This is a genomic window from Streptomyces litmocidini, from assembly GCF_014649755.1.
GTDB classification, from domain to species: Bacteria; Actinomycetota; Actinomycetes; order Streptomycetales; family Streptomycetaceae; genus Streptomyces; species Streptomyces litmocidini.
This window is the reverse complement of the sequence record NZ_BMTQ01000003.1, coordinates 530,963-544,924: the sequence shown is the minus strand read 5'-3', so window position 1 is coordinate 544,924 and position 13,962 is coordinate 530,963. Positions and strand designations below refer to the sequence as shown.

At 71.3% G+C, this 13,962-nt stretch carries 14 protein-coding genes; 11 read left to right on the top strand and 3 right to left on the bottom strand.

Features of this window, described 5'->3' with window-relative positions; translation table 11 throughout:
• The first annotated feature begins 39 nt into the window (after positions 1–39).
• The 5 genes from IE180_RS08980 to IE180_RS08960 are packed head-to-tail and all read left to right on the top strand — an operon-like array spanning position 40 to position 5,279.
• Complete coding sequence (locus IE180_RS08980; protein ID WP_190156244.1) at positions 40–1,080, top strand: glycoside hydrolase family 10 protein; 1,041 nt, start codon at positions 40–42, stop codon at positions 1,078–1,080.
• Positions 1,077–2,123: a Gfo/Idh/MocA family protein gene (locus IE180_RS08975; RefSeq protein WP_190156243.1), complete on the top strand. Its 1,047-nt coding sequence runs from the start codon at positions 1,077–1,079 to the stop codon at positions 2,121–2,123. The genes IE180_RS08980 and IE180_RS08975 overlap by 4 nt, the downstream gene beginning before the upstream one ends.
• Entirely contained in the window at positions 2,120–3,070 is a 951-nt protein-coding gene (locus IE180_RS08970) for a DUF6807 domain-containing protein (RefSeq protein ID WP_190156242.1), read from the top strand. The genes IE180_RS08975 and IE180_RS08970 overlap by 4 nt, the downstream gene beginning before the upstream one ends.
• Positions 3,067–3,810, top strand: a complete 744-nt coding sequence (locus IE180_RS08965; protein ID WP_190156371.1) for a cupin domain-containing protein — start codon at positions 3,067–3,069, stop codon at positions 3,808–3,810. Before IE180_RS08970 ends, IE180_RS08965 begins: the two co-directional genes overlap by 4 nt.
• The gene (locus IE180_RS08960) at positions 3,807–5,279 is read left to right on the top strand and encodes a non-reducing end alpha-L-arabinofuranosidase family hydrolase (RefSeq protein ID WP_190156241.1); all 1,473 of its coding nucleotides are present in this window, start codon (positions 3,807–3,809) and stop codon (positions 5,277–5,279) included. Before IE180_RS08965 ends, IE180_RS08960 begins: the two co-directional genes overlap by 4 nt.
• A 138-nt stretch (positions 5,280–5,417) precedes the next feature.
• Here the strand turns inward: IE180_RS08960 and IE180_RS08955 are convergent, their stop codons facing one another.
• Together IE180_RS08955 and IE180_RS08950 are read right to left on the bottom strand one after the other, a co-directional pair.
• Positions 5,418–5,696 (bottom strand): hypothetical protein, encoded by a 279-nt coding sequence (locus tag IE180_RS08955; protein ID WP_190156240.1) that lies wholly within the window; start codon positions 5,694–5,696, stop codon positions 5,418–5,420.
• A 166-nt stretch (positions 5,697–5,862) separates the two neighbouring features.
• On the bottom strand, positions 5,863–6,663 hold the full coding sequence (locus IE180_RS08950; protein ID WP_190156239.1) for an SDR family NAD(P)-dependent oxidoreductase: 801 nt from the start codon (positions 6,661–6,663) through the stop codon (positions 5,863–5,865).
• Positions 6,664–7,409: 746 nt separating this feature from the next.
• On the opposite strand from IE180_RS08950, the gene IE180_RS08945 reads away from it, so the two are divergent.
• The 3 genes from IE180_RS08945 to IE180_RS08935 all read left to right on the top strand — a co-directional run bounded on the left by IE180_RS08945 (position 7,410) and on the right by IE180_RS08935 (position 10,359).
• Positions 7,410–7,634, top strand: coding sequence for a DUF5133 domain-containing protein (locus IE180_RS08945; protein WP_190156238.1), 225 nt, complete (start codon positions 7,410–7,412; stop codon positions 7,632–7,634).
• A 115-nt stretch (positions 7,635–7,749) separates the two neighbouring features.
• On the top strand, positions 7,750–8,919 hold the full coding sequence (locus IE180_RS08940; RefSeq protein ID WP_190156237.1) for a polysaccharide pyruvyl transferase family protein: 1,170 nt from the start codon (positions 7,750–7,752) through the stop codon (positions 8,917–8,919).
• A gap of 30 nt (positions 8,920–8,949) precedes the next feature.
• Positions 8,950–10,359 carry an FAD-dependent oxidoreductase gene (locus tag IE180_RS08935; protein WP_190156236.1) on the top strand — a complete coding sequence of 470 codons (1,410 nt, stop codon included), beginning with the start codon at positions 8,950–8,952 and terminating at the stop codon, positions 10,357–10,359.
• Positions 10,360–10,700: 341 nt separating this feature from the next.
• Here IE180_RS08935 and IE180_RS08930 read toward each other — a convergent pair whose 3' ends face one another.
• On the bottom strand, positions 10,701–11,036 hold the full coding sequence (locus tag IE180_RS08930) for a helix-turn-helix transcriptional regulator (RefSeq protein WP_190156235.1): 336 nt from the start codon (positions 11,034–11,036) through the stop codon (positions 10,701–10,703).
• 112 nt (positions 11,037–11,148) lie between these two features.
• Here IE180_RS08930 and IE180_RS08925 point away from each other — a divergent pair, with 112 nt between their 5' ends.
• The 3 genes from IE180_RS08925 to ctaD all read left to right on the top strand — a co-directional run bounded on the left by IE180_RS08925 (position 11,149) and on the right by ctaD (position 13,644).
• A complete protein-coding gene (locus IE180_RS08925; RefSeq protein ID WP_190156234.1) occupies positions 11,149–11,553 on the top strand; it encodes an STAS domain-containing protein in 405 nt (134 codons plus the stop codon).
• The gene (locus tag IE180_RS08920) at positions 11,550–11,744 is read left to right on the top strand and encodes a hypothetical protein (protein WP_190156233.1); all 195 of its coding nucleotides are present in this window, start codon (positions 11,550–11,552) and stop codon (positions 11,742–11,744) included. The genes IE180_RS08925 and IE180_RS08920 overlap by 4 nt, the downstream gene beginning before the upstream one ends.
• 178 nt (positions 11,745–11,922) lie before the next feature.
• Positions 11,923–13,644 carry an aa3-type cytochrome oxidase subunit I gene (gene ctaD, locus IE180_RS08915; protein ID WP_190156232.1) on the top strand — a complete coding sequence of 574 codons (1,722 nt, stop codon included), beginning with the start codon at positions 11,923–11,925 and terminating at the stop codon, positions 13,642–13,644.
• Positions 13,645–13,962 lie beyond the last annotated feature (318 nt).

The window sequence follows — 13,962 nt, the reverse complement described above, 5'->3', positions numbered from 1 at the left end:
TCGTCCTCGACCGAACCGACCAGCACCGAGGAGTCATCCATGCCCACGTCCCGGCACCTCGTCGCCCTGTCCGCCGCCGTCTGCCTCGCGGCCGGCCTCGCCGCCGCGCCCGCGACCGCCGAGCCCCGCCCCAGGACGCTCGCCGAACTGGCGAAGAAGCACCACAAGTACTTCGGCTCGGCCACCGACAACCCCGAGTTCGCCGACGCCGCCTATCTGAAGCTCCTCGGCAGCGAGTTCGGGCAGACCACCCCCGGCAACGCCATGAAGTGGGAGACCACGGAACCCCGGCGCGGCGTCTTCGACTTCACCGCCGCCGAAGAGGTCATGGCCTTCGCCGAGGACCACCACCAGAAGGTCCGCGGCCACACCCTCGTCTGGCACAGCCAGCTCCCCGCCTGGCTCACCGGGCGCAGCTGGACCGCCGCCGAACTGCGCGCCGTCCTCAAGAACCACATCCAGACGGAGGTCCGGCACTTCAAGGGCCGGGTGATCCACTGGGACGTCGTCAACGAGGCCTTCAACGAGGACGGCACCTACCGCGAGTCGCTCTTCTACAAGACGCTCGGCCCCGGCTACATCGCCGACGCCCTGCGCTGGGCCCACGAGATCGACCCGCACGCCAAGCTGTACCTGAACGACTACAACGTCGACGGCATCAACGCCAAGAGCGACGCCTACTACAAGCTCGTCAAGCAGCTGAAGGCCGATGGCGTCCCGGTGGAGGGCTTCGGCCTCCAGGGCCACCTGGCACTCCAGTACGGCTTCCCCGCCGGCGTCCGGGAGAACATCCAGCGCTTCGCCGACCTCGGGGTCGAGGTCGCCGTCACCGAGCTCGACATCCGGATGAACCTCCCGGCGACCCCCGAGAAGCTCGCCACCCAGGCCACCTGGTACGCCGACTACGTCAAGGCCTGCCTGGCGGTCAGGAAATGCGTCGGCGTCACCATCTGGGACTACACGGACAAGTACTCGTGGATCCCCGGAGTCTTCCCCGAGGAGGGCGCCGCACTGCCCTACGACGAGAACCTGACGCCCAAGCCCGCCTACCATGCGATCAGGAAGGTGCTGGGCGGATGATCAGGACGGCGATCGTCGGAACGGGCGGGATCGCCGGCATCTGCCACGTCCCCGCCCTCCGGGCGCAGGCCCACCGGGCCGTGATCGTGGCGGCCGTCGACGTGGACGCCGCGCGCGCCGAGGCGTTCGCGGCCGAACACGGCGTTCCCGCCACCTATACCGACCTGCACGCGATGCTCGGGGAGCAGCGTCCGGACGTCGTGCACCTGTGCACGCCGCCGTACCTGCACGCCGAACAGGCCGTGGCGTGCCTGGAGTCGGGGGCGTGGGTGTGGTGCGAGAAGCCGGTGGCCCTGTCGCTGGCCGAGCTCGACCGGATCCGGGCCGCCGAGGGACCCGCCGCCGCGGGCGCGGTGTTCCAGCACAGGTACGGCTCGGGCGCCCGGTACCTGCGCGACCGGATCGCGGCCGGAACGCTGGGCCGTCCGCTGGTCGCCCAGTGCGTCACGGCGTGGTACCGCGACGACGCCTACTACGACGTCCCCTGGCGCGGCACCTGGCAGAGCGAGGGCGGCGGCCCGACGCTGGGGCACGGCATCCACCAGATGGACCTGATGCTCCAGGTGCTCGGCGAATGGGCCGAGGTGCGCGCGATGGCCGGCCGCCTCGACCGCGACGTCCAGACCGAGGACGTGTCCGCGGCCCTGGTCCGCTTCGAGAGCGGAACCGTCGCGACGGTCGTCAACAGCGTCCTCTCCCCCCGCGAGGAGAGCTACCTGCGCTTCGACCTCACCGACGCCACGGTCGAGCTGCGGCACCTGTACGGCTACTCCAACGCGGACTGGACGTTCACCGCCGGATCGGCCGACGCGACGTGGGAGCCGCCGGACGACCTGCCCAGCTCGCACACCGCCCAGCTCGCGGACTTCCTGGACGGCTACGAGGCGGGGATCCGCCCCGACCTCGGCAGGCCCACCATGGAACTGGTCACCGCCCTGTACAAGGCCGCGATCACCGGCCTGCCGGTCCGACGAGGGGAGATCGACGCGGACGACCCGTTCCACGGCTCGCTCCACGGGGGGCACCCGGAGGTGTTCCGATGACGTCCGAACCGCTCGGGAACTTCGAACTCACCGAGAGCTCCGAACCGCTCGAGAGCTCCGAACCGCTCGAGAGCTCCGAACCGCTCGAGAGCTTCGAACTCGTCGAGAGCGAGGACTCGTTGACGGCCCGGGCGCGCGGCGTCGACCTCTTCCGCTACGTGCACCGGCCCGTCATGGACCCCTTCGAGGCGCCGAAGCCCTACCTGCATCCGGTGCGCACGCTCGCCGGCGACGTGGTCACCGGATACCGGCCGCACGACCACCGCTGGCACAAGGGCGTCCAGTTCACGGCGTCGTGGGTGTCGGGGCAGAACTTCTGGGGCGGCGGCACCTACCTGCGCGGCCGGGGCTACGTCGACCTCCCGAACCTCGGCACGATGCGCAGCCTCACCGTGTCCGCCGGGACGGGCCACGGCCGCGCCGTGATCACCGAGGACCTGGCCTGGCACACGGGGGCGGGGGAGCACTGGATCGACGAGCGCCGCACGCTGACCGCACGCGACGTCGAGACCGACTCCTGGACCCTGGAGGTCACCACCGCGCTGACCAACGTCCACGACACCGCCCTGATGTTCGGCAGTCCGGGCACACAGGGCAGAGAGCTCGCCGGATACTCCGGACTGTTCTGGCGCGGGCCGCGCGACTTCACCGGCGGAGAGGTGATCGGCCCCGGGATGGGGGAGAAGGGCGACTGGCTGGCCTTCGTCGGCACGCACGACGAGGTCGACCGCTCCTCCACGCTCCTGTTCCTGGACGATCCGGACGCCCCCGGCCACTGGTTCGTCCGCAGCGAGCCCATCCCCGCCGTCAACCCGTCCCTGGCGTTCGACGAGGAACTGCCGCTGGCCCCGGGCGACACCCTGTCGCGCCGCTACCGGATCGTCGTGGCCGACGGCGCGTGGACCCCCGAGCGCCTGTCCCGCCACGTCGAGGAACACCCGTGGTGACCCCGCTCCCCGGCGGCATCGGGATCTCCGGGCTGACCGTGTACGACTGGGAGGCCGCCGACGGGCTGTGCGGGGGCACGCCCCACATGCACCTCGTCTGCTCGGAGGCCTACGTCGTCATCGACGGCGAGGGCAGCGTCCAGACCCTCACCACCACCGGCTTCGCCGACACCCCGCTGCGCCCCGGCGACGTCGTCTGGTTCACCCCCGGAACGATCCACCGCCTCGTCAACGCCGGCGGCCTGCGCCTCGTGGTGCTCATGCAGAACAGCGGACTCCCCGAGGCGGGCGACGCCGTCTTCACCTTCCCCGCTCCCGTACTGGCCGACCCCGACGCCTACCGGGCGGCGGCCGTCCTGACCGGCGACCACGCCGCGGCGGCGCGTCACCGCCGCGACCTGGCACTCCAGGGGTTCCTGGCCCTGCGTGAAGGCGGGCTGCGGGAGTTCCACACCGCGGCCCACCGCCTGAAGGGCGATCTCCTCGACGCCTGGTGGATCCGTTGGCGCGACGGTCCGCTGGCAGCCGCCCTCACGACCGGCTGCCAACTGGAAGCGCTGAGGAACGGAGACCTCTCGCACCTCGACGACGGCGAAGTGTCGCGACTCCAGCGCCCGGAGGACCCGCTCTTCGGCATGTGCGGCCTTCTCCGGCCCTATCCCGTCCCCCTCCTCCCGACGCGGCCGCCACGCGGTGCGTCGGAGTCACCTCACCCCCCTCACCGGAAGGAGCCCTCATGAGATTTCGCCGACCACCCCTGGTCCTGAGTCTCGTCCTCGCCGTCCTGTCGTCCCTGCTGCTCGGGTCCGCTCTCCTCAGTGCCCCGCCCGCCGCCGCGGCGACCGTCGACACCAACGCCTGGTACGTGCTGGTCAACCGCAACAGCGGCAAGGCCCTGGACGTCTACAACCTGGCGACCGGCGACGGCGCCCGCATCACCCAGTGGACCAGGAACGACCAGAACCAGCAGCAGTGGCAGTTCGTCGACTCCGGCGGCGGCTACTTCCGCGTCAAGTCCCGCCACTCCGGCAAGGTCCTGGACGTCCGCGACGGGTCCACCGCCAACGGCGGCGCGATCGTCCAGTGGACCGACCTGAACGCCACCAACCAGCAGTGGCGACTGGCCGACAGCGCGGACGGCCACGTGCGGCTCATCGCCCGCCACAGCGGCAAGGCCCTCGAAGTGCAGGGCGCCTCCACCGCCGACAACGCGAACGTCGTCCAGTACGACGACTGGGGCGGCGCCAACCAGCAGTGGCAGCTCGTCAAGGTCGCCGGCGGCACCACCGGCACCTGCGCCCTCCCCTCGACGTACCGTTGGTCGTCGACGGGCGCGCTGGCGCAGCCCAAGACGGGATGGGCCTCGCTCAAGGACTTCACCGTCGTCCCCTACAACGGCAGACAACTCGTCTACGCGACGACGCACGGCGCCGCGGGGACGGGAGCGGGCTGGGGTTCGATGAACTTCACCCCGTTCACCAGCTGGTCGGACATGGCCTCGGCCGGCCAGAACACGATGTCGAACAACGCCGTCGCGCCCACGCTCTTCTACTTCGCGCCGAAGAACCTCTGGGTGCTCGCCTACCAGTGGGGCAGGACCGCCTTCTCCTACCGGACGTCGACCGACCCCGCCAACCCGAACGGCTGGTCGGCGGAGCAGGAGCTCTTCTCCGGAAGCATCGCCGACTCCGGAACGGGCCCCATCGACCAGACGCTCATCGCTGACGGGACGAACATGTACCTGTTCTTCGCCGGCGACAACGGCAAGATCTACCGGGCCGGCATGCCGATCGGGAACTTCCCGGGCAGCTTCGGCACGACCTCGACCGTGGTCATGAGCGATACGACGAACAACCTGTTCGAAGCCCCGCAGGTCTACAAGCTCCAGGGCCAGGACCGTTACCTCATGATCGTCGAGGCGATCGGTTCGCAGGGCCGCTACTTCCGCTCGTTCACGGCCACCAGCCTGAACGGCTCATGGACGCCCCAGGCCGCGACCGAGAGCAACCCCTTCGCCGGCAAGGCCAACAGCGGCGCCACCTGGACCAACGACATCAGCCACGGCGAGCTGATCCGCACCGGCCCCGACCAGACCATGACCGTCGATCCCTGCAACCTGCGGTTCCTCTACCAGGGGCGCGATCCCGCCTCCGGCGGCGACTACGGTCAGTGGCCCTACCGGCCGGGTCTGCTGACGCTGCAGCGCTGACGGCGCGACACCGGTCCGGCTCCGGCGAGGAGCCGCCGTGGAGGGCTCGGCGGACGGCCGAGCCCTCCACGAAGACGTCCCCCTTCTCGTCCACGTCCCGCGACGCGTGGCCGGACGTGACAGCGCATTCGCCGCCGGTCACGCCGCCGCAGGCGCGACCGGCGGGGCGAGAGGCGCGGGACCGACGACGGTCAGGAGCGCGCCGAGGTGTTCGCACAGGCGTCGAGTGCGAGCAAGGACGCTGAGTGACGGGGCGGAGGGGTCGGCCGTGGGCAACTGCATCCGTACCCGCTGCGGCCGATGGGTGAGCAGGAGCGCCTCGATCTCCAGGGCGGCGGCCGCACGGTCGGCGACACCGAGGTCGTGCGGGAACGACAGGTGCAGAACGCCGTCTTCGACCGAGTGCCTGATGACCATGTCAGTCACCTCCGTCTTCGGGACGGAGCCTCCTGCTGCAGGACGCTCGAAAGGGGGTGTGGCAGGAGGCTGCCCACATCGTCATCGGCACGAACATGCCCCATGCGCCCCCTCGCGCCGATCGCCTGCACAGGAGCGCTGACCGGCGCGGCACCGACAGGTGTTCCTATCCTTCGTCGCCGGAGCCGGGCTCGGCCACCCTCCGGTGCGCCTCCGCCTTCAGGCTGTCGGGAAGCACCTTGCCGGCGACGGCCTGCGCCTTGGTCCTGACCGAGCCCGCGACGACCTTTCCCTTGCCGGCGAAGAGGGCGTCCAGGCCCTGCCGCGCGACCTGGGCGGGGTCGTCCTTGTCCTGCCGGCCGATCTTGGTGTCGTCCATGTCGGCGCGGTGGAAGAAGGCGGTCTCGGTCGGGCCGGGCATCAGGGAGGTCAGGGTGACGCCCGTGTCCTCGAATTCGTTCCGCAGGGCCTCGGTGAAGGACTGCAGGAAGGACTTGGACGCGTTGTACACGGCCTGGAAGGGCCCGGGCGTCGTCGAGGCGATGGACGAGGTGACCAGGACGCGGCCCTCGTCGCGGGCGGCCATGTCGCGGAGGACCAGCTTGGCGAGGTGCACGGTGGAGCGGACGTTGAGGTCGATGATCTCCAGCTCGTCCGCCAGGTCGGTGTCGACGAACGCGCCGCCCTGCCCGACACCCGCGTTCAGGGCGACGACGTCGAGCGGCCGGCCGAGGGCGGTGGCCGCGGCGAAGAGGCGCTCGGTCTGCTCGGGGTCGCGCAGGTCGGCCCGGACGGCCTCCACCCGCGCCCCCGCCGTCCGGAGCCGCTGGACCGCCTGCTGGAGCGGGGTGTCGTCCTCGGCGTTGACGACGAGGTCGTAGCCGCGTTCGGCCAGCTGCCTGGCCAGCTCGAAGCCGATGCCGCTGGAGGCGCCGGTGACGAGGGCGAGGGGCTCGGTGTCGTTCATGGGTGATCGCTTTCGGTTCGGGCGCCGGAAGGACGGAGCCGGCACCGGCTCCGCTCGTGAGAGGGGACGGACACGAAGGGGGTGCGGACGGTGGTGGACGTCACCGGGCAGCGGTCCTGGGCCCGGGCGGCCGACTCCGGCCAGGGGCCGGTGGGGCGTGCGGGTGCTGACCACCGGCAACCGCAACGCCGACCCTCGTCACCGGAAGGTGGCGGAGGCCGTTGCCGCGCACCACGTCGAGGCGCCGCTCGCCGTCCCGGGCCGCGGGCCGGTCAGCCGTACGACGCCGTCGGCGGCCCGCGCTCCGATGGTCGTACAACTCCCTCGTCCGTGCCTCCTGTGACGCCGAACGGCCGAACACCGGCGGAAATCCTCAACTCCCCCCGGGCGCGGTCACGGGTGAGAACAGGGGCATCGCCGCGCGTCCGGTCCGTGACGGGATCGGAGCCGGTGGTGGTCATCGGTACGGACGGCCACAGGAGGGAAATCCCGCGCACCACGGCCGCGACGAGGTCCGGCATCTCCCCGTGCTGGACGGGCCGGACCTGTGGTGGGCGTGGTCTCCCGGACCGGCACAGCCCGCGCGCCGCCCCGCTCGAAGGGCGACACTCTGTCTCGGGCCCCGTCCACCGGCTGGAAGCCGTTGTTCCAGTTCCTGACCCGAACCACGCGATTGCCGTCGCACGACCTGGGGCAGACGGGCGGCACGAGGCGCATGTCACCCATGTGGAGCAAGGAGACGGCTGATGCTGATGGCACACCCCGCGGTGCTGAAGAACCTCATCGAGCGGTACGAGACGCTCCTCCGGCACGCAGAGGAGGGTTCCGCCGAAGCGCGCCGGCGGCTGGAGGACGTCACCTACACCCTGTGCGTGTCCACCGGGACCCGGGACATCGACACCGCGCTGGCCACCGCCCGCCGTCAGCTGTCCGGCACCGGCTCCGAGAGCGGTTTCGCACTCGTCGGCTGACGGAGGGGCCCGCGGGGCGGCCACGAGCCGAGCGAGCCGCCCCGAGATGCGTACGTCTCCCGATGGGGTGAACTGGTGGGAACAACCTCACTCGCTGGAGACCACGAGGGGCGTCATGCGCGACGGCAAGGGTGTGACCGTAGGAGTCCTGGGATCCTACGGCGGCAAGAACGTGGGCGACGAGGCGATCCTCACCGCCATGCTGGACCGCCTGCAGGGCGCGCGGCCGGACGCCCGCATCGTGGTCTTCTCCCGCGACCCGGACTACAGCCGCGGCGTCCGCCCGGACGTCGAGGTGGTCGGCTGGGAGGGCGTGACGCGGGAGCGGACCTCCGAACACCTGCGCCGGCTCGACGTCCTCGTCCTCGGCGGCGGGGGCATCCTGTACGACACGGAAGCCCGCCGGTACCTGCGGCTGGTGCGCACCGCCCAGGCCCACGGCGTACCCGTCTTCACGTACGCCGTGGGCGCCGGCCCGCTCGCCGACGAGGTCGACCGCGAGTGGGTCCGCTCGACCCTCACCGACGCGGCCGCGGTGACGGTCCGCGACGAGGAGTCCAAGCTCGTCCTGGAGGAGGCCGGCCTCGAGCGTCCCATCACGGTGACCGCCGATCCCGCCCTGCTGCTGCGGCCCGGCGACAGCGGGGAGGACCTGCTGAGGGCCGAGGCCGTGCCGCGCGGGGTGCGTCTGGTGGGCATGAGCGTGCGCGAACCGGGCCGGGCCGCCTCGCACCTCGACGAACAGGGCTACCACCAGCTCCTCGCCCACGTCGGCGACTTCCTCGTCAACCGGCTGGACGCCCACGTCGTCTTCGTCCCCATGGAACGCGACGACATCCGGCACGCGCACGCCGTGGCGTCCCACATGGCCGACGCGGGCGCCTGCACGGTGCTGCGCGGCGCCTCACGTCCGCAGCAGGTCCTCGACATCGTCAAGCAACTGGACCTGGCCATCGGGATGCGGCTGCACTTCCTCGTCTTCGCCGCGCTGGCCGGCGTCCCCCTGCTGCCCCTGCCGTACGCGGGGAAGGTCTTCGACTTCGCCCAGCAGATCGGCGCGCCCGCCCTGCGCGGGGTGGCGAGGGAGAACGTCGGCCTGCTGCTCGCCGAGGTGGACCGGCTCTGGGACGAGCGGCCCGCACGACTGGCCGAGACCGCCGCCCGGACGGCTGCCATGCGGGCGCGGGCCGACCGGACCGCCGAGCGCTTCCTGGCCTATCTGGAGACCATCGCCCCGCCGCCCGTGCTGCCCGGCCTGCCGACGACCGCGGCCCGCGTCGGCTGAGCCCCGACCGCCCCGGCCCCAGGAGGACCCGTGACCTACTTGATCGCGCCCCGCGTACCCCGGCACGTGGAGCTGCCCCCACGGCAAGCCCTGCACGGAGGCAGCACGCAGGTCCTGGTCGTCGGCGGCGGGCCGGCCGGCATCGGGGCGGCCATCGGCGCCGCCAACGCGGGCGCCCAGGTCATCCTCGTGGAGCGGTACGGGTTCCTCGGCGGCAATGCCACCGCCGCGCTCGTCATGCCGCTCATGAGTTTCCACAACGAGGTCAAGCAGGCCGTCGCGGGGGACACCTCCCGCCTGCTGCCGCCCGACCACGGGGAGGGCGAACCGGTCGTCGGAGGCGTCCTGTGGATGCTGCTCGACCAGTTGGTGCACGCCGGAGCGGCGATCCGCCCGTCGGTCGAGACCGGCTACACGGTGCCGTTCGACGCGGAGCTGTTCAAGCTGGTCGTGTACGACCTGCTGGAGAAGCACGAGGTGCGCACCCTGCTGCACGCCTTCGCCTCCGGCGTCGCCCCGCACCCCGAGCGCGCCCGCGCGGTGTTCGAGACGAAGTCGGGGCCGGTCGTCATCGACGCCGACGTGATCGTCGACTGCACCGGCGACGGCGACATCGCCGCCGCGGCCGGGGCGGCGTACGAGGTCGGCCGCCCCGAGGACGGCTGGACGCAGCCCATGACGCTGATGTTCCGGATGGTGCGTTTCGACCAGGAGGAGTTCGCCGGGTACGCCCGCGCCCACCCGGACCAGTGGAAGGGCGTGCACGGCCTGTGGGACCTCGTCCGCGCCGCCACCGACGCCGGCGAGCTGGATCTGCCCCGTGAGGACATCCTCTTCTTCGCCACCCCGAACGACGGCGAGATCGCGGTCAACTCCACCCGCGTCACCGAGGTGCTGGGAACCAGCGTGTGGGACCTCACCCGTGCCGAGTTCACCGCCCACCGCCAGATGGAGCAGATCTCCCGCTTCCTGCGGAGCCGCGTGCCCGGTTTCGAGCGGTCGTACGTCGTGCAGAGCGGCGTGCAGGTCGGGGTCCGCGAAACCCGCCGGATCGTGGGCGAGTACGAGCTCACGGGCGAGGACGTGCTGGGCGCGCGCAAGTTCGACGACGTCATCGCCCGGGGCGCCTATCCGGTGGACATCCACAACCCGAGCGGTCGCGGCACCCTGCTGCGGCGGCTGCCGCGCGGAGAGTCGTACGACATCCCGCTGCGGTGTCTGATGCCCCGGGGCCTGGACAGGATCCTGGTCGCCGGCCGGTGCATCTCCGGCGACCACGTGGCCCACTCCTCGTACCGCGTGATGCCCATCTCGGTCGCCACCGGGCAGGCCGCCGGTGTCTGCGCGGCCCTCGCGTCGGCCCGGGGCGGCCTGCCCCGTGACGTCCCGGTCCGCGCGGTCCAGCAGGAACTGCGCGCACAGGGCGCCAGCCTGGGATGAGGCCACCGGCGGCCGTGCACGAGAACCTGCCGGCCGGGGCCCCGCTCTCTCGCACACGGCGGCACGCGGTGGCGCACAAGACCTCGCTGCCCCTGTCCCCGGAACGTCGACGCGGCGCCGGGCGGGGCGGCGGTGTCGGCGAGCGGGTCGCCGCGGACCAGGAGGCCGGCGAGGACGAGTCCGCCCGCCTGCCCACGGACGTCCGGCGGATGTCCGGCCCTGCCGTCCTGGACGCCTTCAGGCGGACCGCTCCGGCAACCGCTTCGTCGGTCGCCGGAGCGATCCGCCCTCCCGGTCGGCCGCGGCCCCTCGGTCCGGCCCCGTGAGGCCGGCCCGGGCCGTCAGTGGAGGACCGGCTGCTGTTGGCCGGTGCGTTCGGACTCGTCCTGTACGAGGAGGGACAGCAGGGAGGCCAGGGGGAGGCCGGCTTCGGCGGGGTGGCGCAGCACCTTGCCCGGTTCTATGCGGTACGTGTTCGTGCGGCCCTCTCGCGTGTGGGAGAGGTAGCCGTCCTGTTCGAGGTCGGCGATGATCCGCGAGACGGCGCGCTCGGTGAGCCGGCAGTGGGCGGCGATGTCACGGATGCGAACGTTCGGGTTGTCCGCGATGGCGGCCAGTACGCGCGCGTGGTTCGTGATGAACGTCCATCCGATGTGAGATTCAGGGGATCCAACCATGCTCCGGATTTTACGGGACCCCGTTTGCCGGAACAAAAATGCATGACATAGTTTTCCTGCATCTGATGTCGTGCCTTCCCTCCCGTGGAGGGACCCCGGAGGGAGTTCGAGAATGTCCTGGGACGAGACCGCCACGTCCGCGCTCCTGACCGCGCCCGGCGGAAAGCTGGTGCCGGAGCAGGTCACCGGAGACGAGTCGCAGCAGAGCATGGTGGTCCGGTACGAGTGCCGCGGGGCGCAGGTCGTCGAGGCCAGCGGCGATTACGACATGCACTCCGTCGGGCCCTTGGCCGACGCGCTGAAGACCGCGACCGAGACGCATCCGAAGGTGGTCCTGGACGCGTCGGGGGTCACCTTCGCGGACTCGACCTTCCTGAACCTGGTGATCCTCACCCACCAGACGGGAAAGCTGCGCGTGGCGGCGCCGTCGGAGCGGGTCCGGCGACTCTGCGCGATCACCGGCGTGGACGACGTTCTGCAGATCTGGGAAACGGTCGACGACGCCATCGCCTCGTGAGCACGCGCGACAGGCGCCGGGGCGGTCGGGCGGCGGTGCCCGAGGAAAGGGCCGGGACGGCCGCGGGTGCGGCCGGCACCGCCTCCGGAACGGCGCTGGTCACCCGCGTGCCGAGCGCCTCGCTCGTCCCCGTTCCCGGAACGGACGTCGGGCTCGCCGAGCAGAGCCTCTCCGGGGCGTGCGCCGGCTGACGTCCCGCGTCCGCCGAACGGAGGCTTTCGCCGCGGCGGGAGAGCAGATCCGCAGGCCGGCACCGGTGTGATGAAGGGACTGATCCCGAGCGCCCGTGTCGGGGCGGCCGCCGGGAGGGGCGGGGCCTAGGGTCGCACCGCCCGCCCGCGTTCCCTTTGAGCCCGTCACGGAGTCCCCATGGCCACGTCCACGGAGCCGCCCACCCTCGTACCCGTGAAGAGGAAGAGGCGGGGGAGGGCCGTCGTGGACTGGCTGACGACGACGGACCACAAGAAGATCGGGCACCTCTACCTGGTCACGTCGTTCGTCTTCTTCCTGCTCGGTGGAACGCTCGCCCTGGTGATCCGTGCGGAACTGGCGCGGCCGGGTCTGCAGATCGTCTCTCCCGAGCAGTACAACCAGGCGTTCACCCTGCACGGCACGGTGATGCTGCTGCTCTTCGCGACTCCGACCTTCGCCGGCTTCGCCAACGCGATCATGCCGTTGCAGATCGGGTCCCCCGATGTGGCGTTCCCGCGGCTGAACATGCTGGCGTACTGGCTGTTCCTCTTCGGCGGCCTGATCGCCTTCTGCGGCGTCTTCACCAGCCAGGGCACCGCGGACTTCGGCTGGACCGCCTACACGCCGCTCAGCGGCGGAGAGCACACCCCGTACGTCGGCGGCGACATGTGGATCATGGGGCTCGCGCTCGGCGGCTTCGGGACGATCCTGGGCTCGGTCAACTTCATCACCACGATCGTCTGCATGCGCGCTCCGGGCATGACGATGTTCCGGATGCCGATCTTCACGTGGAACGTGCTGCTGACGTCCGTGCTCGTACTGTTCGCGTTCCCCGTGCTGGCGGCGGCGCTGCTGGCGCTCGAGGCGGACCGGCAGTTCGGCGCGCACGTCTACGATCCGGCCAACGGCGGCGCACTGTTGTGGCAGCACCTGTTCTGGTTCTTCGGGCATCCCGAGGTCTACATCATCGCGCTGCCGTTCTTCGGCATCGTCACCGAGATCCTGCCCGTCTTCTCCCGCAAGCCGATCTTCGGCTACGTGGGCCTCATCGGGGCCACGATCGCCATCGCCGGTCTGTCGGTGACCGTCTGGGCGCACCACATGTTCGCCACCGGCGCGGTGCTGCTGCCGTTCTTCTCCTTCATGACCTTCCTGATCGCGGTGCCGACGGGGGTGAAGTTCTTCAACTGGATCGGCACGATGTGGAACGGGTCGGTCTCGTTCGAGACCCCGATGCTGTGGTCCATCGGATTCCTCGTCACCTTCCTGTTCGGCGGGCTCACCGGGGTCATCCTGGCCTCGCCGCCCATGGACTTCCACGTCACCGACAGCTACTTCGTCGTCGCCCACTTCCACTACGTGGTCTTCGGGACGGTCGTCTTCGCGATGTTCGCCGGTTTCTACTTCTGGTGGCCCAAGATGACCGGCACCATGCTCGACGAACGCCTCGGCAAGATCCATTTCTGGACGCTGTTCGTCGGCTTCCACGGCACGTTCCTCGTCCAGCACTGGCTGGGCGCCGAGGGGATGCCCCGCCGCTACGCCGACTACCTCCAGGCCGACGGGTTCACCACCCTCAACACGATCTCCTCCATCGGGGCCTTCCTGCTGGGCACGTCGACCCTGCCGTTCCTCTACAACGTCTGGAAGACCGCCAGGACCGCCCCCCGGGTCACCGTGGACGACCCCTGGGGCTTCGGCCGCTCCCTGGAATGGGCGACGTCCTGCCCCCCGCCCCGCCACAACTTCCTCGCGCTCCCGCGCATCCGCTCCGAATCCCCGGCCTTCGACCTGAACTTCCCGGAACTGGCGGCCCTCGACCACGGCCGGGGAGACAAACGGGACGTCATCGACGAACCCGGTGCCGCCCAGGGCCCCGGAGCCGACCGGGAGGCATGACCTGCCCAGCGGTGGGGAGCCGTACGGCTCCACGAGCCACGGGGACGGCAGCTCCCCGGGCCGGAGCCCCTGCCGGGAACCGGGGCCCCGAGCCGGAGGGGACGTCCGGCGTGCGAGGGGCCGGCGCCGGCCTCCGGAGGCGACCCCCTTCCTCCCCGCCGACCTGGTCACCGGCGGCGAGGCGACGTACGTGGACGACTGCCCCGTCACCTCCTGCGGACCGGGCCTGCCGACCGGCCGACCGCCTCCCGGGGGCGCGCCGCCGTTCCCGGCGCGGGCGGCGAGGGCGGGCGTGCTCAGGTCGTCGTTCGGGTGCGC